The organism is Shewanella glacialimarina (assembly GCF_020511155.1).
GTDB lineage: Bacteria > Pseudomonadota > Gammaproteobacteria > Enterobacterales > Shewanellaceae > Shewanella > Shewanella glacialimarina.
In genome coordinates this window covers 2,624,974-2,651,432 of the sequence record NZ_CP041216.1, presented here as the reverse complement: position 1 = coordinate 2,651,432, position 26,459 = coordinate 2,624,974, and the positions used below count along the sequence as shown (strand labels likewise).

Annotated in this window: 22 protein-coding genes; 11 read left to right on the top strand and 11 right to left on the bottom strand. The window is 40.4% G+C overall.

The annotated features are described in order from the left end of the window. Positions 1 to 145 precede the first annotated feature (145 nt). Positions 146 to 1,480, bottom strand: coding sequence for an N-succinylarginine dihydrolase (gene astB / locus FJ709_RS11530; protein ID WP_226410208.1), 1,335 nt, complete (start codon positions 1,478 to 1,480; stop codon positions 146 to 148). A gap of 358 nt (positions 1,481 to 1,838) precedes the next feature. Here astB and topA point away from each other — a divergent pair, with 358 nt between their 5' ends. The 4 genes from topA (at position 1,839) to FJ709_RS11510 (ending at position 7,573) form a co-directional block, all read left to right on the top strand. Beyond that, the gene (gene topA / locus FJ709_RS11525; protein WP_226410207.1) at positions 1,839 to 4,484 is read left to right on the top strand and encodes a type I DNA topoisomerase; all 2,646 of its coding nucleotides are present in this window, start codon (positions 1,839 to 1,841) and stop codon (positions 4,482 to 4,484) included. 161 nt (positions 4,485 to 4,645) lie between these two features. Next, complete coding sequence (locus FJ709_RS11520; RefSeq protein WP_226410206.1) at positions 4,646 to 5,359, top strand: substrate-binding periplasmic protein; 714 nt, start codon at positions 4,646 to 4,648, stop codon at positions 5,357 to 5,359. 337 nt (positions 5,360 to 5,696) lie between these two features. Further along, positions 5,697 to 7,097, top strand: a complete 1,401-nt coding sequence (gene yegD / locus FJ709_RS11515) for a molecular chaperone (RefSeq protein WP_226410205.1) — start codon at positions 5,697 to 5,699, stop codon at positions 7,095 to 7,097. Then, positions 7,094 to 7,573 (top strand): CreA family protein, encoded by a 480-nt coding sequence (locus tag FJ709_RS11510; RefSeq protein WP_404829955.1) that lies wholly within the window; start codon positions 7,094 to 7,096, stop codon positions 7,571 to 7,573. Before yegD ends, FJ709_RS11510 begins: the two co-directional genes overlap by 4 nt. A gap of 92 nt (positions 7,574 to 7,665) precedes the next feature. Here the strand turns inward: FJ709_RS11510 and FJ709_RS11505 are convergent, their stop codons facing one another. From FJ709_RS11505 to pdsR, 3 genes are all read right to left on the bottom strand, one after another. Beyond that, positions 7,666 to 8,856 carry a cystathionine beta-lyase gene (locus FJ709_RS11505; RefSeq protein ID WP_404830053.1) on the bottom strand — a complete coding sequence of 397 codons (1,191 nt, stop codon included), beginning with the start codon at positions 8,854 to 8,856 and terminating at the stop codon, positions 7,666 to 7,668. A gap of 102 nt (positions 8,857 to 8,958) precedes the next feature. Beyond that, positions 8,959 to 11,184: a proteobacterial dedicated sortase system histidine kinase gene (pdsS, locus tag FJ709_RS11500; RefSeq protein ID WP_226410204.1), complete on the bottom strand. Its 2,226-nt coding sequence runs from the start codon at positions 11,182 to 11,184 to the stop codon at positions 8,959 to 8,961. Between the two features lie 5 nt (positions 11,185 to 11,189). Then, the gene (gene pdsR / locus FJ709_RS11495; RefSeq protein ID WP_226410203.1) at positions 11,190 to 11,879 is read right to left on the bottom strand and encodes a proteobacterial dedicated sortase system response regulator; all 690 of its coding nucleotides are present in this window, start codon (positions 11,877 to 11,879) and stop codon (positions 11,190 to 11,192) included. Between the two features lie 221 nt (positions 11,880 to 12,100). Here pdsR and pdsO point away from each other — a divergent pair, with 221 nt between their 5' ends. From pdsO to FJ709_RS11480, 3 genes are all read left to right on the top strand, one after another. Then, positions 12,101 to 12,841, top strand: a complete 741-nt coding sequence (gene pdsO / locus FJ709_RS11490; RefSeq protein ID WP_226410202.1) for a sortase-associated OmpA-like protein PdsO — start codon at positions 12,101 to 12,103, stop codon at positions 12,839 to 12,841. 67 nt (positions 12,842 to 12,908) lie between these two features. Further along, positions 12,909 to 15,050, top strand: a complete 2,142-nt coding sequence (locus tag FJ709_RS11485) for a marine proteobacterial sortase target protein (RefSeq protein ID WP_226410201.1) — start codon at positions 12,909 to 12,911, stop codon at positions 15,048 to 15,050. Positions 15,051 to 15,054: 4 nt separating this feature from the next. Next, positions 15,055 to 15,681: a class GN sortase gene (locus FJ709_RS11480; protein WP_226410200.1), complete on the top strand. Its 627-nt coding sequence runs from the start codon at positions 15,055 to 15,057 to the stop codon at positions 15,679 to 15,681. Positions 15,682 to 15,693: 12 nt separating this feature from the next. Here FJ709_RS11480 and FJ709_RS11475 read toward each other — a convergent pair whose 3' ends face one another. The 3 genes from FJ709_RS11475 to FJ709_RS11465 form a co-directional block, all read right to left on the bottom strand. Further along, a complete protein-coding gene (locus tag FJ709_RS11475) occupies positions 15,694 to 16,719 on the bottom strand; it encodes a GGDEF domain-containing protein (protein ID WP_226410199.1) in 1,026 nt (341 codons plus the stop codon). A 110-nt stretch (positions 16,720 to 16,829) separates the two neighbouring features. After that, on the bottom strand, positions 16,830 to 17,750 hold the full coding sequence (locus FJ709_RS11470) for a hypothetical protein (protein WP_226410198.1): 921 nt from the start codon (positions 17,748 to 17,750) through the stop codon (positions 16,830 to 16,832). Positions 17,751 to 18,206: 456 nt separating this feature from the next. Continuing rightward, the gene (locus FJ709_RS11465) at positions 18,207 to 18,644 is read right to left on the bottom strand and encodes a DUF413 domain-containing protein (RefSeq protein WP_226410197.1); all 438 of its coding nucleotides are present in this window, start codon (positions 18,642 to 18,644) and stop codon (positions 18,207 to 18,209) included. Between the two features lie 106 nt (positions 18,645 to 18,750). On the opposite strand from FJ709_RS11465, the gene FJ709_RS11460 reads away from it, so the two are divergent. Continuing rightward, positions 18,751 to 19,611, top strand: coding sequence for a LysR family transcriptional regulator (locus FJ709_RS11460; protein WP_226410196.1), 861 nt, complete (start codon positions 18,751 to 18,753; stop codon positions 19,609 to 19,611). Between the two features lie 69 nt (positions 19,612 to 19,680). Here FJ709_RS11460 and FJ709_RS11455 read toward each other — a convergent pair whose 3' ends face one another. Next, on the bottom strand, positions 19,681 to 20,052 hold the full coding sequence (locus FJ709_RS11455; protein ID WP_226410195.1) for a diacylglycerol kinase: 372 nt from the start codon (positions 20,050 to 20,052) through the stop codon (positions 19,681 to 19,683). Between the two features lie 127 nt (positions 20,053 to 20,179). Between FJ709_RS11455 and FJ709_RS11450 the strand changes: the two genes are divergently transcribed. Both FJ709_RS11450 and FJ709_RS11445 read left to right on the top strand, forming a co-directional pair. Beyond that, entirely contained in the window at positions 20,180 to 21,118 is a 939-nt protein-coding gene (locus FJ709_RS11450) for a DNA ligase (protein WP_226410194.1), read from the top strand. A gap of 44 nt (positions 21,119 to 21,162) precedes the next feature. Continuing rightward, positions 21,163 to 21,654 carry a low molecular weight protein-tyrosine-phosphatase gene (locus FJ709_RS11445; protein ID WP_226410193.1) on the top strand — a complete coding sequence of 164 codons (492 nt, stop codon included), beginning with the start codon at positions 21,163 to 21,165 and terminating at the stop codon, positions 21,652 to 21,654. A gap of 97 nt (positions 21,655 to 21,751) precedes the next feature. Here FJ709_RS11445 and ylqF read toward each other — a convergent pair whose 3' ends face one another. Together ylqF and FJ709_RS11435 are read right to left on the bottom strand one after the other, a co-directional pair. Continuing rightward, the gene (ylqF, locus tag FJ709_RS11440; protein WP_226410192.1) at positions 21,752 to 22,693 is read right to left on the bottom strand and encodes a ribosome biogenesis GTPase YlqF; all 942 of its coding nucleotides are present in this window, start codon (positions 22,691 to 22,693) and stop codon (positions 21,752 to 21,754) included. A gap of 104 nt (positions 22,694 to 22,797) precedes the next feature. Continuing rightward, the gene (locus FJ709_RS11435) at positions 22,798 to 23,637 is read right to left on the bottom strand and encodes an isopenicillin N synthase family dioxygenase (protein ID WP_226410191.1); all 840 of its coding nucleotides are present in this window, start codon (positions 23,635 to 23,637) and stop codon (positions 22,798 to 22,800) included. 162 nt (positions 23,638 to 23,799) lie between these two features. On the opposite strand from FJ709_RS11435, the gene FJ709_RS11430 reads away from it, so the two are divergent. Beyond that, complete coding sequence (locus tag FJ709_RS11430; RefSeq protein WP_226410190.1) at positions 23,800 to 24,729, top strand: bifunctional methionine sulfoxide reductase B/A protein; 930 nt, start codon at positions 23,800 to 23,802, stop codon at positions 24,727 to 24,729. 115 nt (positions 24,730 to 24,844) lie between these two features. Here the strand turns inward: FJ709_RS11430 and FJ709_RS11425 are convergent, their stop codons facing one another. Next, entirely contained in the window at positions 24,845 to 26,401 is a 1,557-nt protein-coding gene (locus FJ709_RS11425) for a SulP family inorganic anion transporter (RefSeq protein WP_226410189.1), read from the bottom strand. Positions 26,402 to 26,459 lie beyond the last annotated feature (58 nt).

Below are 26,459 nucleotides of genomic sequence, written 5' to 3'. Positions count from 1 at the left end.
GGCGCTTACAGCGCCCTTTTTATTTATCCGAGAAAAAGATAATTTGCATAAATCGATCAGTATTTGTGTATGTTCACGATTACCTTGCAATAAAAAATGGCCGTCGCTAATCACGATGGCCATTTTGACAAAGCAAGTAGAACAATTACTTCTGGAACTGATACACGCTACCCAATTTCAATATTTGGGTTAATTCATCTAATGAAGTGCGAGATTCAATAATCAATTGTGGGTCTGCTAAATCTGCAACTGTTAGGCTATCGCGGTAATGTTTATCAACCCAAGTGTTTAAACGTGTAAACAAGCCGTCATTCATGATTGTGTGTTGATTAACCGCTTCAATCTCTAGCTCATTCATCGCCACGCGAAGACGAAGACACGCCGGTCCACCGCCATTTTGCATACTTTGTTTTACATCAAAATACTTAACCTGTGTAATTGGAGTACCTAAGGTAACAAGTTGATTCAAATAAGCGAACACTGCAGGGTTTTCTTGGCAGTTAGTCGGCGCAATAATGGCCATTTCACCATTAGGTAAGGTGATAATTTGAGTGTTAAATAAGTAGCTTTTAACCGCATCATCAATTGACACTTGATTGGTAGACACTTTAATAAAGTGTACTTCTGAATTCATTTTTTGACGAATTTCAGCAAATTTTGCCTCAGTATTTAAAAATGCCTGTTCATGATAAAACAGCACATTCTGGTTACCGACTGAAATGACATCGTTATGAAACACACCTTGATCAATCACATCAGGATTTTGTTGGATGAAAACACAACTTTCATCCTCAAGTTGGTGTAAACGCGCGACAGCTTGTGATGCTTCTAATGTTTGACGAGCAGGATACTTATTTGGTTTTGGCGCATTGGAATTGGTTGCACTTTGGCCATAGACGAATAGCTCCACGCCCGCTTTACCATAATCACTGCATAAACGAGTGTGATTAGCTGCACCTTCATCTCCAAAATTAGCATGTTCTGGCAAGTGCAGATGATGTTTGAAGTGACGATCGTTATTGAATGTTGCTTTTAATATGCTTCCGGTAGTTAGTGGTTCAATACTTCGGTGTAATTTATCCACCAAATTAGCCGGGGTAAAGTGCACTTTACCATCACGGGTATCGGCGGAAGGTGAGACCGTTGCCGCATTGGCAGTCCACATACTTGAGGCGCTGCAGCAAGCGTTCAGCAAAGCAGGAGCTTGTTCAGCAGCTTTTTGTATTACTTCTGAATCAGTTCCGCTAAAACCAATTCTACGCAGTGTATAAAGGTCTGGGCGCTCTTGAGGGGCTAGTACACCTTGAACCATACCTAAATCTGCAAGTGCTTTAGCTTTTAGTAATCCTTGTTTGGCTGCAGCTTTAGGATTAGAGGCTTGTGCGGCATTAGAATATGATGCCACATTACCAAATGATAAACCGGCATAGTTATGAGTTGGTCCCACTAATCCATCAAAATTTGCTTCAAATTGCTTCATGGCTAATCCTTCATTGATTATTGTTATTAAGATTTCGACATGGAAATAACATTAAATTTGCATGTAAGAAATAACTAAATTACCGCAAGTATACGCAAGCTAAGCGGGTTAACAAGCTGTTTGGTTTTTGTTCAATTAGGCTTTTTTGACTAAAAATGCACTCAAGTTGCTCTCAAAAGTGTTTTATTGAGAAATTAGTTTTAAAAAACGCATATTATTTTTCATTTTTTTTATTTTTGGCTGGAAAATTGCTCATAAACGCACATAAAAAGCAGATTTACTTGAAAGTCTTGTCGCAACACTCTATATATGGAATCAATTTTGTTATTTTCTGAGACTATTTGGCGCAAATCAAACTATGGGTAAATCGTTAGTTATTGTCGAATCGCCGGCTAAAGCCAAGACAATTAATAAGTATCTTGGTAAAGATTTCATCGTGAAGTCTAGTGTAGGTCACATACGTGATTTACCGACTTCCTCCACATCTGATGGTACTCCTCCAGCTAAAACTGCTGCAGAAGTTCGTAAGATGTCACCTGAAGCCAAAGCTATATATAAGCAGGCTAGAGATAAACAAGCGCTTGTTGGCCGGATGGGAATTAATCCCGAAAAAGGCTGGGCAGCTAAATATGCCGTATTACCCGGTAAAGAAAAGGTAGTAAAAGAATTAAAAGAACTTGCAGAGTCCGCTGACCAAATCTATCTCGCAACCGATTTGGACCGTGAAGGGGAAGCTATCGCCTGGCATTTACAGGAAATTATCGGTGGTGATGCTTCACGGTATCAACGAGTGGTATTTAATGAAATCACTCAATCAGCAATTCAAGATGCTTTTAGTAAGCCATCTACATTAGATACCAATATGGTCAATGCCCAACAAGCACGTCGTTTCCTCGACCGTGTTGTGGGCTTTATGGTATCGCCGCTGTTGTGGAAAAAAGTCGCACGTGGTTTATCTGCTGGTCGAGTGCAATCTGTTGCAGTCAGATTAGTGGTTGAGCGAGAAAGTGAGATTAAAGCATTTGTACCTGAAGAGTTTTGGGACATCCATGCTGACTTAAACACCAGTAATGCTGAACAATTGAAAATGCAGGTGTTGAAATTTCAATCCGCAGCATTTGAACCCATTAATGAAGCTCAAGCCAAAGTTGCTGTTGATGCGTTAAAAGGAGCTTCTTACAAAGTTTCTAACCGCGAAGATAAAGCGACATCAAGCAAACCTTCAGCACCTTATATCACGTCTACATTGCAACAAGCTGCAAGCACGCGTTTGGGTTATGGCGTGAAAAAAACCATGATGATGGCGCAGCGTTTGTATGAAGCGGGGCATATTACTTATATGCGTACCGATTCAACCAACCTAAGCCAAGAAGCGGTAGAAAATGTACGCGAGATGATTGGCAAAGAGTTTGGTACCAAGTATTTACCTGCAGATCCTATACGTTATGGTAGCAAAGAAGGTGCTCAAGAGGCGCATGAAGCTATTCGTCCTTCAAATGTGGATGTGCAATCTGCGTCGATGACGGATATGGAGCGTGATGCTCAACGTCTTTATGAATTAATTTGGCGTCAATTTGTGGCGTGTCAAATGACACCAGCTCAATATGATGCAACACGTTTGACTGTGGTTGCCGGTGATTACGAATTAAAAGCCAGTGGTCGTACATTACGCTTTGACGGTTGGACACGTGTACAACCGCCAATGAGCAAGAAAAACGAAGACACTAGCACATTGCCCGTAGTGGAAGTGGGTGATGTACTGACGCTTGATCAACTTTTACCAAAACAACACTTTACTAAACCGCCTGCTCGTTACGGTGAAGCATCATTAGTCAAAGAGTTAGAGAAGCGTGGTATTGGTCGACCTTCAACTTACGCGACTATTATTTCAACTATTCAGGACCGCGGTTATGTGCGAGTGGATAATCGCCGTTTCTTTGCTGAAAAAATGGGTGAAATAGTCAGTGAACGTTTAGTTGAAAGCTTTAAAGATCTAATGAGTTATGACTTTACCGCCAGTATGGAACAAACCCTTGATGACGTCGCTCAGGGTAAGCTAGATTGGAAAAAAGTGCTCGATGGTTTCTATGGTGATTTTACCAAGCAATTATTGATGGCAGAAATGGACCCAGATGAAGGCGGCATGCGTTTAAACGATCCGGTTTTAACCGATATCGAGTGCCCAACGTGTCAACGTAAAATGGGCATTCGTACTGGTTCAACTGGGGTATTCTTAGGTTGTAGTGGCTATGCCTTACCACCAAAAGAGCGTTGTAAAACAACGGTTAATTTAACTTCAGGTGATGAAGCCATTAGTGATAATGAAGATGCAGAAACCGATGCACTTCGTGCTAAGCACCGTTGTGGTAAGTGCGGCACCGCAATGGACGGCTATTTAATTGACGAATCACGTAAACTGCATGTTTGTGGTAATAACCCAAGCTGTGATGGTTACGAGATTGAAAAAGGTCAGTTTAAAATAAAAGGCTATGAAGGTCCTTTGATTGAATGTGATCGTTGCAGTCATGATATGGAACTTAAAAATGGCCGTTTCGGAAAATACTTTGGTTGTACTAATACTGAATGTAAAAACACTCGCAAACTGTTAAGAAGTGGTGAAGCTGCGCCTCCAAAAGAAGATCCTATCTTCTTACCGGAACTTAAATGTACTAAGTCTGATGCGCACTTTGTGTTACGTGATGGCGCGGCTGGAATATTTTTAGCGGCAAGTACCTTCCCAAAATCCCGTGAAACCCGCGCGCCGCTTGTTGAAGAGCTGGTGCAATATCGTGAGTTATTATGGGACAAGTACGCCTTTTTAGCCGATGCCCCAGTCGAAGATGATGATGGTAATAAAGCCTCTGTCAGATTTAGCCGTAAAACGAAAGAGCAGTATGTTGCTACCGACGTTGATGGTAAAGCCACTGGTTGGTCTGCTAAGTTTATTGGCGGCAAGTGGGTGAGTGAGTCGACAAAGTCACCTAAGAAAAAAACTAAAAAGTAGTTTTATTATCAGATCTGAGGTTATTTAGTTTACAAACGCCATCATTATGATGGCGTTTTTGTTTGTTAAGTATTTATGAATTGATGCGCTAGCTATGTAAAAATGGCTATATTCAACTAAGCTATGCTGGTTGTTCGGCGTTTATCAGTAAGGTTTAAGTGATGTTACAAAGTATACTAGGTTCTTTGGTGTTGTTTGTCAGCCTACAAGTAATGGCGCAAAACACGGTTGTTAATGATCAAGTTAACATTGCTCAAAATATCGGTGAACATGAAGTCATTGCGGTTGATTATCCACCTTTCACCACCATGGGTGTCGGCGACCATGGCATTAACTTTTCATTATTAAGCCAACTTATTTCCGGCTATTATGATTTTAAGGTAAAACCATTATTTTTACCTCCGGCCAGAGCACAGCTGCAAGTTCAATCTGGCCGATGGTGTTTGAGCTTTTTTCCGCCTCCTGAGTCTCAACAAGCTTATTTTGTGCCGTTGAGCCAACAGAAAGTTGTGTTAGGTTTATTTCGTCGGAAGGAGAATGCGCCATTTTCTTGGGATGACTTGTCTGAACTGAAAGGAAAAAGTTTAGCCATTATGCGCTACAAACGAGAAGGGGATTTTCATCGGCAATTTATTAATGCCGGCCTTAATATGGTGCCTATTGAATCGGTTGAACAGGGGTTTAAAATGCTTAAACATAAGCGAGTGGACTTAGTTTTTTCTAACCAATTCCCTGATTACTTATTTAAGCACCCTGAAATAAATAGCCAAGACTTTCAATTCTCCAACACGCCCATTTTAGAGGCTCAAGTTGGCGTCTATATTAATCAAGCATGTAAAGAGCAATATCAATTACTGCTTCCTCAGCCAAACTAATTATCATCAATTGATTGTTCAGCGGTTAAGTCATGTTATCCTGCAACTTAACTTTCTAGTAAACAGTATTATTATTGTTTGCAGTGGAATGTTTTGTTTATGGCTATGCAGTTGGCGAGTAACTGACCTTGATTATCAGCACAAATGCCAAGAGCGATATTTGCCTACCTAGATAAATGCAATGTTATCGACTTATGCCAGTTTTTCTTCCAAGTTCAATTTAGATCCAATTAATGTTTTAAAATTCACCACTTAATTCATCTTAACGGCAAAAAATATCTATTTGTTGTTTGAATGTGATAGTTTATTCGTTCGATTTTTTTAAGCGAGTTTATTGATGATAGTGGGTTTCGATTATGGCAGTGCTAATTGTTCAATTGGTGCTTGGATCAATGAGAAAATAGAGTTAATCCCCCTTAGTGAAAATTCTAATTATTTACCCTCTACACTCTATGCCATGGATCGTGAGCTGATTGCTGAGGCTGTTTATAATGGTTTGCCTGAAGCATTAAAAGCTGAATTTTCTCATTTACGCAGCTCACAATTAATGCGGGCGAAAATAATTCGACATGAACTCGATTTATTGATTAATGAACCTACAGTGTTTGTCGGTCAGGCCGCTATTGATGCTTATCTTGAAATGCCTGAAGAAGGTTTTTATGTCCGTTCGCCCAAGTCTTTTCTGGGGGCTACAGGATTGAGAGCTGAACAAGTGGCTTTATTTGAAGATATTGTTACCTTGATGATGCAACACGTTAAACAACGTGTTGATCAACAATTAGCTGCTAAAGGCTTAAATACGGCTTCCCACGCCATGATTGGCCGCCCAGTTAATTTTCAAGGTATTGGCGGCGAACAAAGTAATCAACAAGCAGAAGCCATTTTAACCTTAGCGGCTAAAAGAGCCGGTTTTACCTCGGTGGGTTTTCTATTTGAGCCACTTGCGGCTGGAATGGATTTTGAATCAACCCTTAATAAGGCAGCTAATGTATTAGTTGTCGACGTTGGTGGCGGTACTACAGATTGCTCGTTAGTAAAAATGGGCCCTGAATTAATGAGTAACACGCAGCGAGATCAAGACTGTTTGGGACACAGCGGACAGCGTATCGGTGGTAACGATCTTGATATAGCGCTTGCTATGCAAGGCTTTATGCCAAGTTTTGGCAGTGGCAGTTCTATGTTAGATGGCAAGCCTATCCCTTCTAATTTATTTTGGAATGCCGTTGCCGTGAATGATATTAGCGCCCAGCGTGATTTCTATCATTTATCCAGTAAGAGATTAATCGAAACCTTGATCAATGGTGCCGAGCAACCTGAATTACTGCAGCGTTTATTGACTATACAAAAAAATCAGATGAGTTTTCAGGTTGTGCGTCAAGCGGAGATCGCTAAAGTGGCTTTAACCGATTCACCCGTTCATAAAGCAGCACTGTCATTTGTGGAAAAAGAGCTCACTATCGAAGTCAGTGTCGAGCAATTTGAGCAAGCCATTGCGCCGTCACTGGATAAAGTCAGTCAATTAATGCGCCAGGCTATGAATAGTCTTGATGATCAGGGTAAGGCGTTAGAAAGCCCTGATATTGTTTATATCACTGGCGGTACAGCAAGAAGCCCTGCAATATACAAACAAATTGCCAAAGTGTATCCTCAAGCACAAGTGGTGGTGGGTGATCACTTTGGTTCTGTTACCGCAGGGTTAACTCGTATGGCGCAACAATATTTTAAGGAAGTTAAATGAATATTAACCTGAAATTAGCCGCTTTAATCTCATTGAGTGGATTAATGATGAGCTGCAGTGACGATGTCGGTAAAGTCAGTTTAGGATTATTTACCACTAAAGATGTGATTATTGATGCAAAACATGACCCTAAAATACCAGGAGTGACTTGTCATATCAGTCGTATTAAAGCAGATTTAGATTTTGCAGACCCTTCAGATATGAGCATTAGTTGCCGTCAAACTGGGCCTATTTCAGTAAATGATTTAGCAGACATCGATACCAGTAAAGGCGGTGAAGTGGTCTTTAAAGAGTCGTTAAGTATTTTATTTAAAAGCTTAAAAGTGAGACGTATTTTGGATAAAGAAAATCAAACTTTATTGTATTTATCTTATTCCACTAAAGAAACTAACGGCAGCCATAAGCATGCTTTATCAACTGTGCCGCTTTATGGAACGCAGGCATGGAATGCATTGAAGGTTGATAGTCAAAATTAGTGTCCACACTTATGTAGAATGACAAAATAGGCCGCACCAATATCAATATTTGTGCGGCCTATTTTATATGTGTTTATTATCTCGAGCAGTGGTTACTTAGCGATAGCTTGATTGTAACGCTCAAAAGCGCGTTCAAGATCGGCAATTAAATCCTCTGCGTCTTCCAAGCCGATATGTAAACGAATAAGTGGCTTACTGCTATCCCATTGGGTTGCTGATCTTATTTTATCAATACCGAAAACACCCAAAATTAAGCTTTCAAAACCGCCCCACGAAAAGCCCATTTTAAAATGCTGCATGTTTTCGACAAAGGCTGTAATGCTTCTAAGATCGCCATCTTTTAAAACAAATGAAAATAAGCCATTCGCGCTGGTAAAGTCACGCTTAAAGAATTCATGACCTGGGCATGTTTCAAAAGCAGGATGTCTGACATGGTCAACCTCGGGACGCTTTGCTAACCAATTGGCGACTTCAAGTCCATTTTTATGGTGCTGGGCCATACGGACTCCTAGGGTACGTAGCCCTCTGGCCGCTAAAAATACATCATCTGGCGAAGTTGTTTGTCCCATTAAATAGCTGTTTTCACGTAATTGTGGCCAGTGAACCTCATTTGCCGTTGCGGTACCCATCATGACGTCTGAATGACCGACAATGTATTTAGTCGCAGCTTGAATAGAGATATCCACACCCATTTCGAATGGTCTAGAATTAATCGGTGAAGCCCAGGTGTTATCCAGCATCACAACGATATTATGTTCATGGGCGATGCGACTCAGCGTCGGCACATCTTGTACTTCCATGGTGATCGACCCTGGCGACTCAAGGAAGAGTACTTTAGTATTTGGGCGAATGAGATCACGTATGCCTTCACCTATCATAGGGCCATAATAGCTCGTTTCGATGCCAAATCCGGCAAGCATTTTGTCGCATAAATCACGCGTGGGTTCATAGGCGGTGTCGACCATCAATAAGTGGTCACCGCTTTTTAAAAATGCTAATAATGCGGCGCTAATTGCCCCTGCACCGGATGGATATAACGCCGTGCCAAAGCCGCCTTCAAGTTCTGCAATGGCTTCTTGAAAGGCAAAATGGGTTGGCGTACCACGACGACCGTAGAATAACTCGCCATTGGTTTTATTCTTAATGGCAAAACGCATGTCGTCCATGGTGTCAAACACCACTGTAGATGCTCTAAATACCGGCGGATTAATAATGCCCTTAGTGTATTTTTTATCTCGACCTAAACTGACTATTTGGGTTGCTTGTTTACCGTGTTTATTCATTATTAATTCATCCACTAAAAACCTATTTGGCCATCCTAACATCTATACGGCTAAATGAAAGAGGCGAGAGATAGATAATGTCGGCTACATAGGCAAAATAGCTTATGTCGTTTCCACTATGGGTAATGTTAAACAAAACTCAACGCCACTTTGATGTATCTCATCCGCTTGAAGTGTCGTTTTGTTAATATCATCTTCTTTTACACCGCTGACATTGCTCGCTTTAATCGTGCCATGATGAAAGTCAGTCACCAATCTTGCGATATACAAGCCTAAACCAAGATGGGGTTTGTTGGTGGGAATTTGTGGCCTTATTGACACCATAGATTCAAAAATCTGCTCGCTCATGTCTTCAGGTAATCTTGGGCCGATATTGGTTACTTTTAGAATCGCCTGCTTATGATATTGACTTAAGCTAACACTAATAGCGCTATCTGGATGGCTAAATTCAATGGCATTACTAATGAGTTTATCCATTAATTGGGCAATGTATTCTGGGACGCCATTACACATCATGAGTTTATCTTCAATAAATACGTTAAAGCGCTGCTCTGGGTAGGTCATTTGATAACCTTGCATGCAGCCGCCAATAACCTTTTTTAAGGGAAATATGCTACGTTCAGCATGTGATAAGCTGGCTTCGAGATTAGTTGCCTCAGTTAAGTTATTTAAAATCAGATGTAATCGATTGACACCATCCTGCGCTCTATTGACATATTTTTTACTTGCTTGATCTAGGTTTTGATTGCTGAGGTGTTCTAAAGAGCTTCGAACAACTGCAACAGGGGTACGTAGTTCATGTGATAGCCGCGATGACATGTTTTCTAAATAGTGAGTATATTGACCGAGTCTGCCGACAATATTGGCAAAGCTTCTTGATAAATCACCTATTTCATCTCGATTTCTTGAAGGTGTTATTTGATGTCTGACACGCCCTTGACTGTCTATAGCTAATTCCGCCTGATCTCTTAAGCGGCGAATACGACTAGAAATACTCGATGCAAAAATGAATAGTGCCAGTGTGCCCATGCTCATAATCGTAAGAATAACGTTAAATAGCTTTTCCAGCGCCCGATTACGCAAGCTACGGATACCGTGAGTAGTTTCTTCGGCTATAACAGCCCCCATCACTTTGTCATCAATCCAAATAGGACTGGCTGCAGCTAATACGACCGCTTTACTGTCTGGGGTTAATCGCCAGGTTGAAGCCTGTTTACCTGCTAGGGCATTTTCAATATGGCTACCACTTAATTCAGTTGAGTCTTGTAATGAATCGATAAAGTCCTGTGGCGGTCTAGTGAGAATTTTATAATATAAGGGTAATAAGTATTGTTTATGGAAGAGTGCCCAAGAGCTTTCAGTCTGGGCGTCATCTAAATCAGCATCCCAGGTATTGCTTGATGTTCGAATATCACCCGATCGAGCTAAGACTCTGCCATGATTATCGACCACCCAAATGCGTGAGCTATTGTGGCCCATACCTTTGACAATACTTTCTATTTCAGGGGAAGGTACCAGAACTGTGCCTAACTCTGCTACCGAGTTGGTGGCTGAAGTGCCGACAATATTAATTAAATTGCGCGTCTCATTGTCATCCACATTATGAATAGCGAATCCGAGTTTACTGCCAATCATGTCTAACGGAATACGAAACTCAATATTGTAGCCATTGGCTGTTTTTTGCCACTGACCTTGAATACGATTCTCAGGGATGACGGGCATTGATTGTGTTGGATCTTGAGGTAACTGATAAGCGCTTAGCCAGCCATCCTTGGTGTTGGCAATGACATAGCGCCTAAATAAGTTGTCGGGTGCAAGTGTGGCCATCACTAAATGATCGTTCCTGTCGACCCGTAAGCTATTTTTACTGCGGTAAATAACTTGGGAGTCATTAACCTCAAAAAAGCCATAAAGATAACCAGCATATTTGCCCACCATATGGGTAAAGTTAAGATTTATGTCTTGTTGTGCATTTTGTTGATAAACAATGTGTTCTTTACCATAATGCAACTTACGGTGGCTGTACAATTGCCAGTCTTCTAACTTTCCGTCAAGTTGAATTGGGCCCGATAATGGATAAGCATATAAGTCTCGTCCTTTTTGGACTTGGGTTAAAAAACTGGCTTGATTATCAAACAGTTTAGGGCGTTCATGTAGTGCGGTTGCCAACGCTTGAGTGGTACCTTCTAAGGTTTTTTCTTGCCCATGGCGCAAGTACTTTTCCATTTCCCATACATATTCATACCCAAGCCAAGGTAGGCAGAGTAAAAATAGTGACAGTATAATCACTTTAGCCCTTAGGCCTAATGGCAAATACATATTGAACATCTTCCTTACAAGCTATCCCAGCGATAGCCCATACCATATACGGTATCGATACAGTCAAATTCACTGTCTATGGCTAAAAACTTTTTTCTGATCCGCTTTACATGGGACGTAATGGTGCTGTCATCGACATAAATTTTTGCTTCTTGCATTAAATCCTGACGGCTGCGGACATGTCCTGGGTGTTTAGCCATAGCGTGTACCATCCAAAATTCAGTAACGGTTAATTCAATCGGCTGTAACTTCCAAGTGACCTGAATGCGATTGCCGTCAATTTGCAAGTGATTGCGTGTCATTAGATTATCTTCAATCGGGCTTGAACCGATTAATTCTGAACGGCGAAATAATGCGGCAATACGCGCCAATAAATGCGGGAAACTGACATCCTTGGTTAGATAGTCATCAGCGCCTAACCTTAAACCACAAACAGTATCAAAATCGCCACTTCGTGCGGTAAGAAAGATAATCGGCAAGCTACTCGACATTGCTCGTAAGGATTGGCACAGAGTAAAACCGCCATCAATTTCACCTTCAAGGCCAATATCAATGATGGCTAAATCGGGCAGGCGAGCATTGAAGGCTAACATAGCCGTTGGGCGGTTAGGGTAGGCTTGTACACTGTAGCCTTGTTGCTGGAGCACTTCTTTATAGTTGTCGCGGATAGCGGCTTCATCTTCAACAATCGCGATGCGTTTCATTAATCAGCTAATTCCATAATCTGTTTATTGTTGTGACTATACAGCAATTTATAACGGGTTAAAGGCTTCCAAACCAATTGCCATTTTGTTGCCACAATTGAGCAGAGGATTGCCATTATTAAACCCATAAATAGCCATTTCTGTGTTGTTTAATAGTTTCATCGAGTCGAGGACTCATGTCGAACAACTCATTTATCAATATCAAAAACAGGAATGTCATTATGAAAAAGCAACTAGTCGCTATCGCCGTTATCTCATCAGTACTGTTTAGTAACATAAGCTATGGCGCTCAAGGCAACACAATACCAGAACGTGAAAATACTGAAGAACTTGTCGGCTTAAGTTCGGGCATTATATTGGGAGCTGTGGTTGGCGGGCCTATTGGTGCTTTTATTGGCGCATTAACAGGCTCATTAATTGGTAAGTCTGTTGGTGATGATTCTGAGATTGAAGCACAACAATCTTTATTATCGCAGCAGCAATATGAAATTAATGAGACTAGCCAAAAAATTGCACAAATGAACCAACAACAACAGTCCTTAGAAGAGGTGAAATCAGAGCTCGCTCGACTTCAAGCGCATCAAAAGCAAACCTTAGCTGAATTAGGTGTGGGAATGAATGTGCAATTTAAAACCGGTTCAAGCCTCATTGAACCTTTGTTTAAGCAACAGTTAGATAATGTGGCTTACATGATGGCATCAATGCCTGAGCTGAATGTTGATTTAATGGGCTTTGCCGATCGTCGGGGTAATGATAATTTTAATCAGGCGTTATCAGAGCAGCGCTTACTTGAGGTCACCAACTACATTGTGGCGCAAGGAATTGATAAGTCACGTCTACAAGGTCAGGCCTATGGTGCCAGCGCGCCAATTCATCCAGATCAGAATTTTGAAAATGATTTTTTCGATCGCCGAGTAACATTAACGCTTATTCCAGAAAGTGCGCAATTAGCCGCCAATTAATTTAACCGTGTGTTCCACTTTATGGATTTAGTTAGCGGCATGAATACCATGCCGCGAAGGAGATGTTATGTTTGTAAAATTACCCTTGTGGTTGTATTTAGTCAGTGTATGTTATTTCAGTTTTCCCTATTTGAGCCTGGCATCACAAGATGCATACTTGAATCGAACTATCACAAATGAGGCTGATGAAATCACTCAAGGTCTGATTAGCTACCAGATTAATAGTCAGCATAAACAGATGTTTGCCCTAGATACTCAAGTTGAAATGACAGTATCAGGATTAGTGAATAGGGTGACGGTGAAGCAGATATTTAATAATGTTGAAGACAGCTGGATTCATGCTAAGTATATATTCCCATTACCTGAAAATTCCGCGGTTGATGGGATGAATTTACTAATTGGCGACCGGGTAATTGAAGGTGTTATCAAACCAAAGCAACAGGCTAAACAACAATTTGAGCAGGCTAAACAACAAGGCAAGCAGGCGAGTTTGGTCAGTCAGCAACGCACCAATGTGTTTACCACTCAATTGGCTAACATCGGCCCGTTACAGCAAGTAACCGTTGAAATTACTTATCTGCAAACAATCAGTTATCAGGATGGTTTGTTTAGTCTGCGCTTTCCGTTAGTGGTTGTGCCGCGTTATCGACCGGATTTTCAACGCAGTACATTTTCTGAAACTAAAGAGCTAATATCGCCCATGCTTGATCCTCTAAATGTGCAGCGTAATACTGAGGGACAAAATGCATCAGCAAGCCATAAGGTATCGATACATATCGATATAGATGGTGGTTTTGATATTACCAAATTAAGTAGTCCGTTTCACGATATACAACAACATCAAAATGGACGAAAAACCAATGTAAGCTTGCAGGGCAAAGTGCCGTTAGACCGTGACTTTGTCCTACAATGGCAAACAAGTGTTGGTGATGAAGTGGCTGCCACGGTTTTTTTTCAAACAGGCAAAACCTATCAAGATAAAGCCAATGCTGACGTCAATCTTGACCAGCCAAAAGATATTTATGCGATGGCTATGTTATTTCCACCCACATTGACTTCAAAAGCTCAGCAGCAAATTAGCCGAGAATTAATCCTTGTTATTGATACCTCTGGTTCAATGGCGGGAGAGTCAATCATTCAAGCTAAGCAGGCGTTGAACATTGCCTTAACAGCACTTAAACCAAACGACAGTTTCAATATTATCGAATTTAACTCTAGTGTTAGTGCATTATTCAGTGATGCAAAACCAGCAAACAGTGTGTATTTGCAGGAGGCAAAGCGATTCATTGGTTCTTTAAATGCAGATGGTGGCACCGAAATGGCACCAGCATTGGACAGGGCATTGACTTCAAGCATTAACGCTAATGCTAAAGCAGGAAGCCTAAGGCAAGTCATATTTATGACGGATGGTGCGGTATCAAATGAGGCACAGTTATTTGAACAAATTAGCTATCAGTTACAAGATTCAAGACTGTTTACGGTCGGGATTGGCTCGGCTCCTAATTCACACTTTATGACAAGGGCAGCCAGAGTCGGACGAGGGACATTTACTTATATAGGTAAATCAGAGGAGGTAGAGCAAAAAATATCCCAGCTTTTGACCAAGATAAGTCAGCCGATATTAACCGATGTTGAATTATATAACCTTGATGGTAGCGTGCCGGATTATTGGCCCGCACAGATTGATGATGTTTATCAGAGCGATCCCGCTACAGTCAGTTTTAAAATGCCTGCTGATCAATTACAGCCAGTGATTATTTCAGGCCATATAAACGGTCAATATTGGCAACAACAACTGGATTTTAATCAGGGCCGCGCAGCCGTGGGAATTGATTTACTGTGGGCTAATACACAAATAACCGCATTAGAGCTAAGTCAAAGTCATGCGAATCGTCAAAAAGTGGCCAAGCAAGTTGAAGCGTTGGCCATGCTATATCATTTAGTCAGTAGCCAAACCAGTTTATTGGCGGTTGATGTTACTCCGGTTAATCCACATCACCCTGACAAGTCTGAGCATCAATTAGCGACGTTATTACCTGCTGGGTGGCAAGCTAGTGCGAGTCAACAAGGTGTGTTACCACAAACTGCGACAGCGAGTCGTTTATGGTTACTTATCGGAATGAGCTTACTAGCATTAACCTTACTTTATGGTCTATGGCTAAAAGGCTTACTGCCTGCGCAAAGGCTCATTCTAAATAGTGCGGAATAACATTATGTTAGTTAGATTAACAAGAACAATTAATTTGCGATGGATAATTTTTTTTACTCTGCTAATTATAGCGTCAGCAATGATTATAAAGGGAGGCTACATGCAAGCTAAAGCTCATTTTGCTCAGTATTTGATTGAGCGTGCATTCGTACAAACCTTGATTGATAACAAGCCGCATAAACCTTGGTCTTGGGCTGATACTCATCCGGTAGCAAAAATACGTTTCATTGACCGGCAGCACAAACTAGATAAACAAGATATCTATGTTTTGGCGGGAATATCAGGCAGAACATTGGCATTTGGCCCTGGTTTATATTTAGGTGGGGCTAATGTAGGTGAGAAGGGGAATACCATTATTGCAGGGCATCGAGATAGCCATTTTCTGAAGCTAAAGCATTTAGTATTGGGAGATACTATCGAGTTGCAAGATGCCCAGGGGCAGTACACTCGTTATCAGGTGACCGATTTACGAGTGGTACACGATACCCAAGTTGATGAAATGGCCATGACAGATGACAGCCGGTTAACCTTAATAACCTGCTACCCATTTGATAAATTGGGCGGTGATGCAGACCTTCGTTACATTGTAGAGGCAAAGGCTGTATCAATAAGTCCGTCAAGCTTGATTTAATTTAGCTAACTATTAGTTAGATATTGGCATAACACGGTTGCGACCTAGTCGCTTGGCTTCATAAAGCAATTTGTCAGTCGCTTCTATTAGTTGACCGACATCTTGCTTGGGTTTCCATTCTGATACACCGAAAGATGCGGTGATAGAATCAATTACTTTCTCACTGCGTCTATCTTTTACACTGAGTTTTTCTATCGCACGGCGAATGGCCTCGGCAAGATGACGAGCGACTCTTAGCTGGCTTTTAGGCACGATAATAGCAAACTCTTCACCGCCAAATCGATACAGCTTAATGCCGTCACGACAAGCTTCTTGTACACGCTTTGCCACTGTTTTCAAAACAAGATCACCTAGTTGGTGACCAAAAGAGTCGTTAAATTTTTTGAAGTGATCAATATCAATTAAAATAAGACAACAGCCTTCTGGTGCCAACTCAATTTGGGCATTGATATCTTCATTAAAAGCACGACGATTGAGTACATTAGTTAACGCATCATACAGTACATCTTTCTCTGACTCAGCCAAACGTGTTTTAAGTGTGTCAATTTCCGATTGGGCTTTTTGTAATTGCTGGGTAAAACTAACCGTACTGGAGCGAATGTTTTCAGATTCTTTGACTATATTACGCACAACACCGATAACTTGCTCTAATGAAAAACCTTGGTTTTCAAGATCGGCTAAACGCGTAAAGTCTTTATTAATCTGTGCTTGAAATGATTCAGTATCTGAATTGGTGTCTTTTAAAGATTGCGATAAGTCACATACCATGGCATCGAGGTTTTTACGCATATCACGTACATCAAGCTCTACGGGATCTGCTACGTGCTTACGAAATAGTAATTCACTGGTAACAGGGGAGCAGGTTTGATTTTGCTTAATTGCATTATCAAGTTCGGCATTCAACTGTGGATTTTTTTCGCCAACATAGGCATACCATAACGCATAATTGATTGGCGTTGTGGGAATTTGATACTTAAGCATTAAAGGCACGGCTTTTTTTAAGTTAGCTGCTGCAAGCTGTAAAAGCGTGGTCGACATCTTAACCCTCTAATTATCTATATAATGATAATAAAAATATAGCAGTAATATAGCGATGTGTAACGCAAAAAAAAGCATCTAATGATGCTTTTGATTTTTTAATTCTTGATTTAAAAGGTGTACTGTACTGAAATCATTGGTCCAGTAAAGCTGTAGTTAATTTTGTAGTCGGCAATATAAAAGTCTTGGTCTAAGGCGGTTAATGTTTGCTTATAATCTACATCAATTTCATAATAATTAAAGCCTGCAATTAATGACCAATCTTCATTTAATTCAGCTTCTACTACCGCTCGAACATCTACCAATGAACCTGCTATATCGTTGTATTTTAGTGAGAAGTACTGTGCATAAGCTTTAAATACCCAACCAGGCGAGAATTCATAGTCACCATAAACACCAAAGTTTGGTAATGGTGCTGTTAAGCTTTTATCTACAACTCTAGGGGTGGTTATTGTTTCACCGCAATATTGCTCAAGCTGAGTGTTGGGAACACATATTCCTATTTCACCTTCAAAAGCCGTTTTAATAAACATGGTGTGTAAACCGACAGAAGCACCTATTGTATAGTTCTCACCCTGCCAAATATCATAACCATAACCTAAGCGTAAAATATCAATGTCTAAAGTTGATTTTAAGCTGATACCAGCTTCAACATCATAGGTAATATCTGAGTCGGGCAATGTGAACTGAAAGTCTTTTGCAATTTCAGGAGATTGGGCCGTGCGGTGTAAAGATTTATAGTCTAAATAAATATTATGTCTTTGATTGAATGAGTAAGCCAATTCAATAAAAGGTAAAAACTGTTTTTCTTTAAGGTTTAAGTCATTCTCAAAATCTAATGGAAATGTGCCCCCTGTACGAGGGTTAGTTACTACCATGTACGAGTCAGAATTTGCATATAATCCACCAATATTTATAGTGAATGAATCTGGCAAAACATTAACTTGTTCTGGAGTGATGACGTTATTATCATCGGCAAATACTGGGGTTGCTATAAAGAGCACCGCACACGACATCAAAGTTTTGAACATAAATAAAAACTCCGCATTTATTCTTTTTGTAGTTATTGCTCATTGGTGGCAATATGCATTGATTACTCGTTAGATGTTTCTTCTAAATACGCGTCGACAGAAGAAAATGTAGTAACTAAAGATTCACGAGTAGCATGACTAAGTGTATGTGGCAGAAATGCTGTCACTAGAACACACTCATGATATTAGCATCATGTAAGCAAATGTAAAAACTTTGTTTCATTAAAGTTGCGTTAAATCAAAGTTTTCTTGTGTAGAGGATGAAAAATGTAAACTATGGCCTGTTTTATGCTGTTTTTATCGACTGCAAGTCGAGAGTTAAATATCAAAATTAGGATGATTTGTAGGTATTTAAAAAAACTGATTATTTAAAAATTGACAGCCTTAGCAAAAAATAAAGGAGCTTAAAGCTCCTTTATTTTTACTAGGTTTAAATATTCAGCCTTTAGGCGCTATTTAGTCTTCGGCACCTGATGCTTCTTCTTCATCATCGGTTATCTCATCGAAGTCAATTTCAATTTCAACTTTTGCAGATTGGCCTGGGTTATGAATAGTGCCAACAACGGCATAAAATGGCTTACCTTTGGCTAATCTAGTGTATTTAGACCAGAGCAATTCGATTGGCGTCGTCGGTGGCATTAATCCTTGGGTCGCTTTAACAAATTGGTCTTCATCTGGTGAACAAGGCAGTTGTGTACCTTCAGATAAATTTTTCAGTGCTTGACCATGTTGCTCAAGTAATTCAGCTTCCTTGTTGGTAAAGTCTCCACAACGTTTAAATCCCTTTGGGAAATTAACATCATCGTAAAAACGTTTGTTGCTTACAAAGCTAGCTGTGCCATTGGCTAAAGTGTCAATACTGGCAGCTACATGTGTATATGATTGCTGTGACATGGCATTTACCTATAAGATTAAGTGAATAAAGATTTCAATTGGAGTATTGGCCAGCTTGAAATTTTTTTAAATCAAAATATTTTATCCATTTCGGTGAAGAATTTTTATGGACACGGATTTATTAAAGACCTTTCTTGAGGTTTCTAAGACACGACATTTCGGTAAAGCGGCTGAAAATTTATTTTTAACTCGAAGTGCAGTCAGTTTTAGAGTTAAGCAGTTAGAAACGCTGCTAGGGGTGGAGTTATTCGACCGTGTTCGCAATAATATTCACCCAACCCCAGCAGGAGAAAGAATGCTGGGTCATGCTGAAGCGGTGTTAACTGCGTGGGAAAGGGCAAAGCAAGATGTAAGCTTGCACCAGGATCACTTGTTACAACTAACCTTGGGCACAGGGCATAATATCTGGGATACTTATTTACAACACTTTTTCCAGTCTTTACATCAGGGATTACCCGGAGTATCACTTCGCACGGAAGTAATTACTCCCCAGGCTATGACTCGACAGCTGATTGAGCGAAGTATCGATATCGCGATTAGCTTTGATACCCCAAAATTAGAAGAGGTAGACATAGTTAAGTTAATGGATGTAAGTTTGTGTTTAGTGTGCCACCAAGCGGGGATGTCATTGAGTAATATAGACACAATAAATTATATTAAAGTGGATTGGGGAACAGCGTTTAATATTGCCCATGCACAGACTTTTACAATGTTACCCGTTCCGACTTTACATACAAGCTCGGCAAGAATGGCGCTCGACTTTTTACTTAACAATGGCGGTAGTGCATTTTTACCTCACTCATTTATTGAGCCGTATTTAGCATCAAAGCAAGTATTTTTAGTTGAGCAAGCCGCTACAATTGAGCGCAGCGTATATGGTGCTTTTTGGAAGGGAAATGAACGAAGAGAGCAAATTGAAAAGGCGCTAAACCTGTTACAAGCTAAAGGGCCTGTAGCGCCAACTTAACCAAGGCAGAAATAAGCAAGTTAAATTCAATGTAACTTGTGCTTCCTGCCTTTTTTAAGACTGGAATGATTACCAAATTAATGGGCCAATAATAACGGCCCAGCATATACCACAAAATAGCAAACTGAGAAAAACAGCTGCTGAAGCGATATCTTTGGCTTGACCGCTTAATGGATGCATTTCACCACCAAAACGATCAACAACCGCTTCAATGGCTGAGTTAAGTAACTCTACAATTAGCACCATAAAAACACCTAGTATTAGCATTAAGCGCTCTAATGTGCTGACATCAACAAGTAAGGCTATGGGGAGCATGATTGCTGCTAATGCGAGTTCTTGCCTAAATGCTGCCTCATCCCTAAATGCTGCTTTAAATCCCTGTATTGAAAAGCCTGTTGCTCTAATGACGCGTTTAAATCCATGATTATTTTTAGGTTTCATTCAAGCCTACGTTTTATGTACTACACTAAATTCTTTACTGATTATGCCATTCTTCTTTATATTTGTTAATCAAGTATTCAATGTTGGTTAACTGTTGTAACCAGTTTGGTCAGGCAAAGGACTGCTCATGAATAAATTTTTGATTTGTATAACCGCTATCAATAACCAGCAAGTAAATCTAAAACACACTTCCACAAACTACAATTTACTCGGTTATTATCTGGTTATGATTGGTGTGTTAATCATGCATTTTCTTTCTAGTTATGCTCAAGCAGAGGAGGTAATACCTAAACCGAAAATACAATTAGCGAAGTCATTAACGGGGGCTATCCACATTGAGGATTATCTTGTTAGTGAAAAATTAGATGGTGTCAGAGGGTATTGGGATGGGAAACAGCTACTGACTAAAAGTGGCAGGTTAATTAACCCTCCCGCTTGGTTTATTAAGGATTTTCCTAATACCGTATTGGAGGGCGAGTTATGGATTGGTCGTGGACAATTTGAAGCTATATCAGGTCTGGTGAGGCAGGCTGAAGCAGATGATGCTGCCTGGCATAAAGTAAAGTTGATGTTATTTGATTTGCCTTTGTCAGAATTAACATTTGAGCATCGATATCAGCAATTACAAGTCATTGCCGCTAAATCTGAATATTTACAAGCAATAGAACAGGTGACAATATCTTCAGAGCTTGAGTTATATCAACGATTAAAGCATGTTGTTGCTCAAGGGGCTGAAGGCTTAATGTTACATCGAAAACAAGCCACTTACGCTACAGGTCGTACAGATAACATATTAAAATTAAAACTTAAAAGTGATGCTGACGCTATGGTCATTGGGCATACTGAAGGCAAGGGGAAGTATACCGGCGTGATGGGCGCATTAACGGTGAAAATGCCAAATGGAATTGTGTTTGATATTGGTACTGGTTTTAGCGACCTTCAACGTCAAACCCCACCCTCAATAGGCACATTGATAAGTTATCATCATATTGGTTTTACTAAAAATGGGGTGCCAAGGTTTGCAAGCTTTTGGCGGGTAAGAGATGATGAACCTAAAGAACCGTAAGTTTCTGTGGCTTTAATTAGTATCAGTATTGGAAAGGTAACCTAATGGTGATCACAGAAGTAAAGTCAGTGTTATTTGTCTGCATGGGTAATATATGTCGCTCGCCAACCGCAGAGGCTGTTTTTAGACAGAAAGCTAAGCAATGTCAACTAGATATAAAAATAGATTCAGCAGGTACGATAGCCTATCACCAAGGTAACTCACCTGATCCTCGCAGTGTGAAAGCCGGTAAGGCTCGTGGGATAGATTTTAGTGGTATTCGCGCACGGCAGGTCACTGAGCAAGACTTTGCTGATTTTGACCTTATTCTTGCTGCTGATGCCGCTAATATGAAAGATCTTGTGACACGCTGTCCGAAGCAATATCAACATAAATTATCAATGATACTTGCGTTTGGTGACACAGGTGTCAAAGACCTTAAAAATATCAAAGATGTACCTGATCCCTATTATGGCGGTGACAATGGATTTGAGCTGGTGATAGATTTACTTGAAAATAGCTTGAGCGCTTTGGCTAAGTTTATTGCAAAAAAATAAACAACACAGTCGGTCATTGGTTTTTATTAGCTAATAAAAAAAGCATGAAATTCATGCTTTTTGATTTAACTAATTTTAACAGGATGATAAATAATATTTAGCCCTGATGACGTTTACCAGATTGTTTAAGTTTACTGAGTTCGAGTTTTTTCAATCGGTCAGCTTCTTTTTGAGCAATAAGACGTTCAACTTCAACTTTTTCTATTTCGACCATCGCGGGTGTTTCTAGACTAAGTTGACCAATTTTTCCTGAGCGGAATTCATGTAATAACAGTTCTGATGCCTTGTGTAAGTCGATACGTCCGCCGGGGCGCAATGCGCCGCGCTTACGGCCAATCTCTTCCAATAATTCAAAGTCAGAGTTTGGCAGATGATCAATCTTATATCGCTCGCAAATAAGTTCTGGGTAGGCTTTTAATAAATACTCTGCTGCAAACATTGCCACATCTTCGTATTCCATCGCGGTATCTTTAATTGCACCGGTTACCGCTAATCGATAACTGCTTGATTCATTATCCACTTTCGGCCATAAAATCCCTGGCGTATCAGATAATACAATACCGTTGCGTAAGTTAATGCGTTGCTGCTTTTTAGTCACAGCGGGTTCATTACCTGTTTTTGCAATAACCCGTCCAGCTAACGTATTAATAATAGTAGACTTACCCACGTTAGGAATGCCCATAATCATGGTACGAATGTCTTTTTCAATAATATCGCGATGAGGAACCAACTTTCGGCATAAGTCAGGGATCATTCTAACCATAGCGGGTTGCAGCGTTGTAATGGCTGATGCCTTTACGCCTTGCTCGCGTTCTAGGTATTCAATCCATTGTTCGGTCACTTTGGGGTCGGCTAAATCTGATTTGTTCAGCAGTTTAATACAGGGCTTTCCACCACGTAACTGAGTCACCATGGGGTTTTCACTACTATAAGGAATGCGGGCATCTAGCACTTCAATCACCAAGTCGACTTGAGGCATAGCCTCTTCAATCTCTTTGCGTGCTTTGTGCATGTGTCCTGGATACCACTGAATTGCCATGATGTTGCCTTTTACTACTGAGTAACAATGCCAATATTGTACCTTGAACCCAAATGAAAAGCATAAAAAAAGCGCCTTAAGGCGCTTTGTGGAAGCTTAATGGTTTAAATTACGCCTAATTCACGTAACCTTTCCATTAAATAACTGTCAGCGGTGTGTCGCTCAGACAGCACAACTTCTGGATTAGGATGAAGAAACAAAGGCAGTGAAATACGTGACTTAGTTTTGTCAGCTCCTTGTGGGTTTATTACTCTGTGTGATGTGGATGGAAAATATCCCCCCGAGGCCTCTTGTAGCATATCGCCAATATTGATAATGATATTGCCAAAGTCGCTGGGTACATCCACCCATTCGCCTTGTTTATTCTTGACTTGTAATCCGGGTTCATTCGCAGCCGGTAAAACGGTAATAAGGTTGATATCCTCATGTGCTGCAGCGCGAATGGCACCTAATTCTTCATCACCTTGCATTGGCGGGTAATGTAGAATACGTAATAGTGTTTTTTGGCTATTGCTGATCATTTCAGATAGCTGTATAGAATATTTTTCAGCAACATCTGCTGGTGAATATTGTTCTATCCATCCAAGTAACTCGGCTGCAAAATGATTAGCTTGTTGGTAATATTCTAAAATATTATCTCGCAATGAATCGGGTATACGGCCCCAAGGATAGACGTGAAAATATTCTTTGATATCTTTTACGCTATTTCCTTTTGCAGTCTCAGATACTGAAGCAGGAAAAAAGCCATCTTGGGTTTCAGGTTTAAATAAATACGCTTGTTTCTCTTCGCTATTGAAAAATGCGTACCACTCTTGATAAATTGTTTCGACTAAAGATTGTTTGATAGGATGGTTTGATAACACCCCAAATCCAGTTTCATGCAATGACTTTACAAAGCGCTCGGCACTGTCAGGTGCACGATAATCAATCGTTTCTAGTTTCATATTAGTTTCTTATTTGTTTTTGACCCGTGGTAATGGTAACGCTTGTCATAGAATGCTGCAATTTTTTGCGGTTGTTCACGGTCTTTTATGTTGAACGATTAGCGGTTAACTAACGTAGAATGATTGAGTTGGTTGGACCAATGATTAAAGTGGAGATAATGAATGCAAGTATTAACTGAATTTGAAAAGTTTGTCATTGAGCAAAAAGGCACTGAAAGGCCTTTTTCAGGTGAATATGTTAATCACGATGCTGCAGGTCTATATTGTTGTAAAAAATGTTTAGCGCCATTATACAAAAGTGAACATAAGTTTAATGCCCACTGTGGTTGGCCAGCTTTTGACGATGAAATTGCAGGTGCCGTTGATCGCACAATCGATGCTGATGGGCAAAGAGTAGAGATAACCTGTCATCAATGTGGCGGGCACTTAGGTCATGTTTTTGAAGGGGAGCGATTAACCGATAAAAATACTCGTCATTGTGTTAACTCTGTTTCCATGGTGTTTAAATCAACCTCAACTTTAGATGATGAGTCGAGCAATGCTTCAGTGCCTGTGTTAGAGCAAGCTACTTTTGGTGCGGGTTGTTTTTGGTGTATCGAAGCGATATTTATGGCGCTTAAGGGGGTTGATAGCGTGCAATCTGGTTATGCTGGTGGAGAGGAGAAACAGGCAAATTATGATGCCGTTTGCTCCGGTAGAACAGGTCATGCAGAAGTGGTGCATATCAGCTTTAACCCCACTATTATCAGTTTTGAAGAGCTATTAGAGATATTGTTTAAAAGCCATAATCCGACAACATTGAATCAACAGGGTAATGATAAAGGTCCGCAATATCGCTCTGTTATTTTTGCGCACACAGCAGCTCAAGTAGACAGCGCCAATAAAATGATTGATGCGTTACAGCAAGCGCAAATCTGGCCTGATCCTATTGTGACTGAAGTGGTCGCTTTTGATGTATTTTATCCTGCAGAAAACTATCACAATGATTATTTTGCTAAACATGGTGAACAACCTTATTGTCAACTGGTAGTAAAGCCTAAATTTGATAAGTTTAAGACACTGTTTGCGGACAAATTGAAGTCAACAATTTAAGTTTAATAACGACTTTTGAATTTATGTGGACAAAAAGGGCGACAGTATCAATAACTGTCGCCCTTGTTATTGGCCTCTTTATGGCTACCCCAAAAAGAGCCTTAACCAGAATCGATTAATCTAATTTGTCATCAGCTACTTTATAATGTGGATCTTCAATTAAATTAACTTCAACTAAGTCGCCAGCTTTATGCAGTAAAGCGATACAGTCTTGGCTTAAATGTCTTAAATGCAGACGCTTACCGGCATTAACATAACGTTCTGCTAAGGTATCAATCGCTTCTAGTGCAGAGTGGTCAGCAACCCGTGAGTTTTGAAAATCGACAATCACATCTTGAGTATCATTTTCTGCATCAAACAGTTCAAGAAAATGAGCGACAGAGCCAAAAAACAGTGGGCCATTTAAGCGGTAAACTTTGCAGCCATTGGCATCTTCACTGATCTCAACATTGATATGTTTGGCATGTTCCCAAGCAAACACTAACGCCGAGACAATAACACCGACAAATACCGCAAAAGCTAAGTCAGTAAATACGGTTACCGTTGTTACGAGTACAATAACGAAAGCATCATGTTTAGGTACTTTACGCATTACCTTAAAGCTTGCCCATTCAAACGTACCCAGTACCACAATAAACATTACCCCAACTAGCGCTGCCAATGGGATAATTTCGATGAATGCAGAGCCAAATAGAATAAATGCCAACAGAGCAAGTGCTGCTGTAATGCCAGATAAGCGCCCACGTCCACCTGAGTTAATGTTGATCATTGATTGACCAATCATGGCACAGCCACCCATAGCACCGAAGAAGCCACTGGTAATATTACCAACACCTTGACCTACGCACTCTTTATTACCTTTACCACGGGTATTAGTCATTTCATCAATGACGGTTAGTGTCAACAGTGATTCAATTAAACCCACTGCCGCTAAAATACAGGCATAAGGTAAAATGATATAAAAGGTTTCAAAATTGAAAGGTACGCTAGGAATTGAGAAACTAGGTAAGGAACCTGCAATAGTGGCAGCATCGTTACCACTCATGGTTTTCAAGAAGTCTAAAACATTACGAGTATCCATCTCTAAACCAACAACAATTGCAGTGACGGTTAAGATGGCGACTAATGAAGACGGTATTGCTGTGGTTATTTTTGGTAAGAAATGGATAATGGCCATGGTTAATAAAATTAAGCCAACCATGATCATCATAGGTTCTTGTGCCAACCACACCATATTACCGGCAGCATCTTTGACTTTAAATTGTCCAAGTTGCGCTAAGAAGATAACAATAGCCAAGCCATTTACAAACCCTATCATGACAGGATAAGGCACAATTCGGATGAATTTGCCAAGTTTAAAGACACCCGCTGAAATTTGGATAATACCCGCAAGTACCACAGCTGCAAATAAATACTGTACCCCGTGTTCTACGACTAATGACACCATTACAACAGCCATAGCTCCCGTTGCACCAGAGATCATTCCTGGACGGCCACCGATAACAGCTGTTATTAAGCCCATGATGAATGCCGCATATAACCCGACCATTGGCTCAACATGTGCAACAAATGCAAACGCTACAGCTTCAGGGATCAGCGCAAGTGCAACGGTTAAGCCTGATAGAATATCTGCCTTACTGCTGGCAGTTTTATGACGAATAATATCGAACATTTAGCCTCTATTAAGTTTATTTTAATGATGATTAAGCTCGCAATCTTAACAAAAATCG

What these genes read in the sequence shown, in the direction of transcription:
- astB (WP_226410208.1), bottom strand. Translation starts at nt 1,480, where the DNA reads ATGAAGCAATTTGAAGCAAATTTTGATGGATTAGTGGGACCAACTCAT.
- topA (WP_226410207.1), top strand. Translation starts at nt 1,839, where the DNA reads ATGGGTAAATCGTTAGTTATTGTCGAATCGCCGGCTAAAGCCAAGACA.
- FJ709_RS11520 (WP_226410206.1), top strand. Translation starts at nt 4,646, where the DNA reads ATGTTACAAAGTATACTAGGTTCTTTGGTGTTGTTTGTCAGCCTACAA.
- yegD (WP_226410205.1), top strand. Translation starts at nt 5,697, where the DNA reads ATGATAGTGGGTTTCGATTATGGCAGTGCTAATTGTTCAATTGGTGCT.
- FJ709_RS11510 (WP_404829955.1), top strand. Translation starts at nt 7,094, where the DNA reads ATGAATATTAACCTGAAATTAGCCGCTTTAATCTCATTGAGTGGATTA.
- FJ709_RS11505 (WP_404830053.1), bottom strand. Translation starts at nt 8,856, where the DNA reads ATGAATAAACACGGTAAACAAGCAACCCAAATAGTCAGTTTAGGTCGA.
- pdsS (WP_226410204.1), bottom strand. Translation starts at nt 11,184, where the DNA reads ATGTTCAATATGTATTTGCCATTAGGCCTAAGGGCTAAAGTGATTATA.
- pdsR (WP_226410203.1), bottom strand. Translation starts at nt 11,879, where the DNA reads ATGAAACGCATCGCGATTGTTGAAGATGAAGCCGCTATCCGCGACAAC.
- pdsO (WP_226410202.1), top strand. Translation starts at nt 12,101, where the DNA reads ATGAAAAAGCAACTAGTCGCTATCGCCGTTATCTCATCAGTACTGTTT.
- FJ709_RS11485 (WP_226410201.1), top strand. Translation starts at nt 12,909, where the DNA reads ATGTTTGTAAAATTACCCTTGTGGTTGTATTTAGTCAGTGTATGTTAT.
- FJ709_RS11480 (WP_226410200.1), top strand. Translation starts at nt 15,055, where the DNA reads ATGTTAGTTAGATTAACAAGAACAATTAATTTGCGATGGATAATTTTT.
- FJ709_RS11475 (WP_226410199.1), bottom strand. Translation starts at nt 16,719, where the DNA reads ATGTCGACCACGCTTTTACAGCTTGCAGCAGCTAACTTAAAAAAAGCC.
- FJ709_RS11470 (WP_226410198.1), bottom strand. Translation starts at nt 17,750, where the DNA reads ATGTTCAAAACTTTGATGTCGTGTGCGGTGCTCTTTATAGCAACCCCA.
- FJ709_RS11465 (WP_226410197.1), bottom strand. Translation starts at nt 18,644, where the DNA reads ATGTCACAGCAATCATATACACATGTAGCTGCCAGTATTGACACTTTA.
- FJ709_RS11460 (WP_226410196.1), top strand. Translation starts at nt 18,751, where the DNA reads ATGGACACGGATTTATTAAAGACCTTTCTTGAGGTTTCTAAGACACGA.
- FJ709_RS11455 (WP_226410195.1), bottom strand. Translation starts at nt 20,052, where the DNA reads ATGAAACCTAAAAATAATCATGGATTTAAACGCGTCATTAGAGCAACA.
- FJ709_RS11450 (WP_226410194.1), top strand. Translation starts at nt 20,180, where the DNA reads ATGAATAAATTTTTGATTTGTATAACCGCTATCAATAACCAGCAAGTA.
- FJ709_RS11445 (WP_226410193.1), top strand. Translation starts at nt 21,163, where the DNA reads ATGGTGATCACAGAAGTAAAGTCAGTGTTATTTGTCTGCATGGGTAAT.
- ylqF (WP_226410192.1), bottom strand. Translation starts at nt 22,693, where the DNA reads ATGGCAATTCAGTGGTATCCAGGACACATGCACAAAGCACGCAAAGAG.
- FJ709_RS11435 (WP_226410191.1), bottom strand. Translation starts at nt 23,637, where the DNA reads ATGAAACTAGAAACGATTGATTATCGTGCACCTGACAGTGCCGAGCGC.
- FJ709_RS11430 (WP_226410190.1), top strand. Translation starts at nt 23,800, where the DNA reads ATGCAAGTATTAACTGAATTTGAAAAGTTTGTCATTGAGCAAAAAGGC.
- FJ709_RS11425 (WP_226410189.1), bottom strand. Translation starts at nt 26,401, where the DNA reads ATGTTCGATATTATTCGTCATAAAACTGCCAGCAGTAAGGCAGATATT.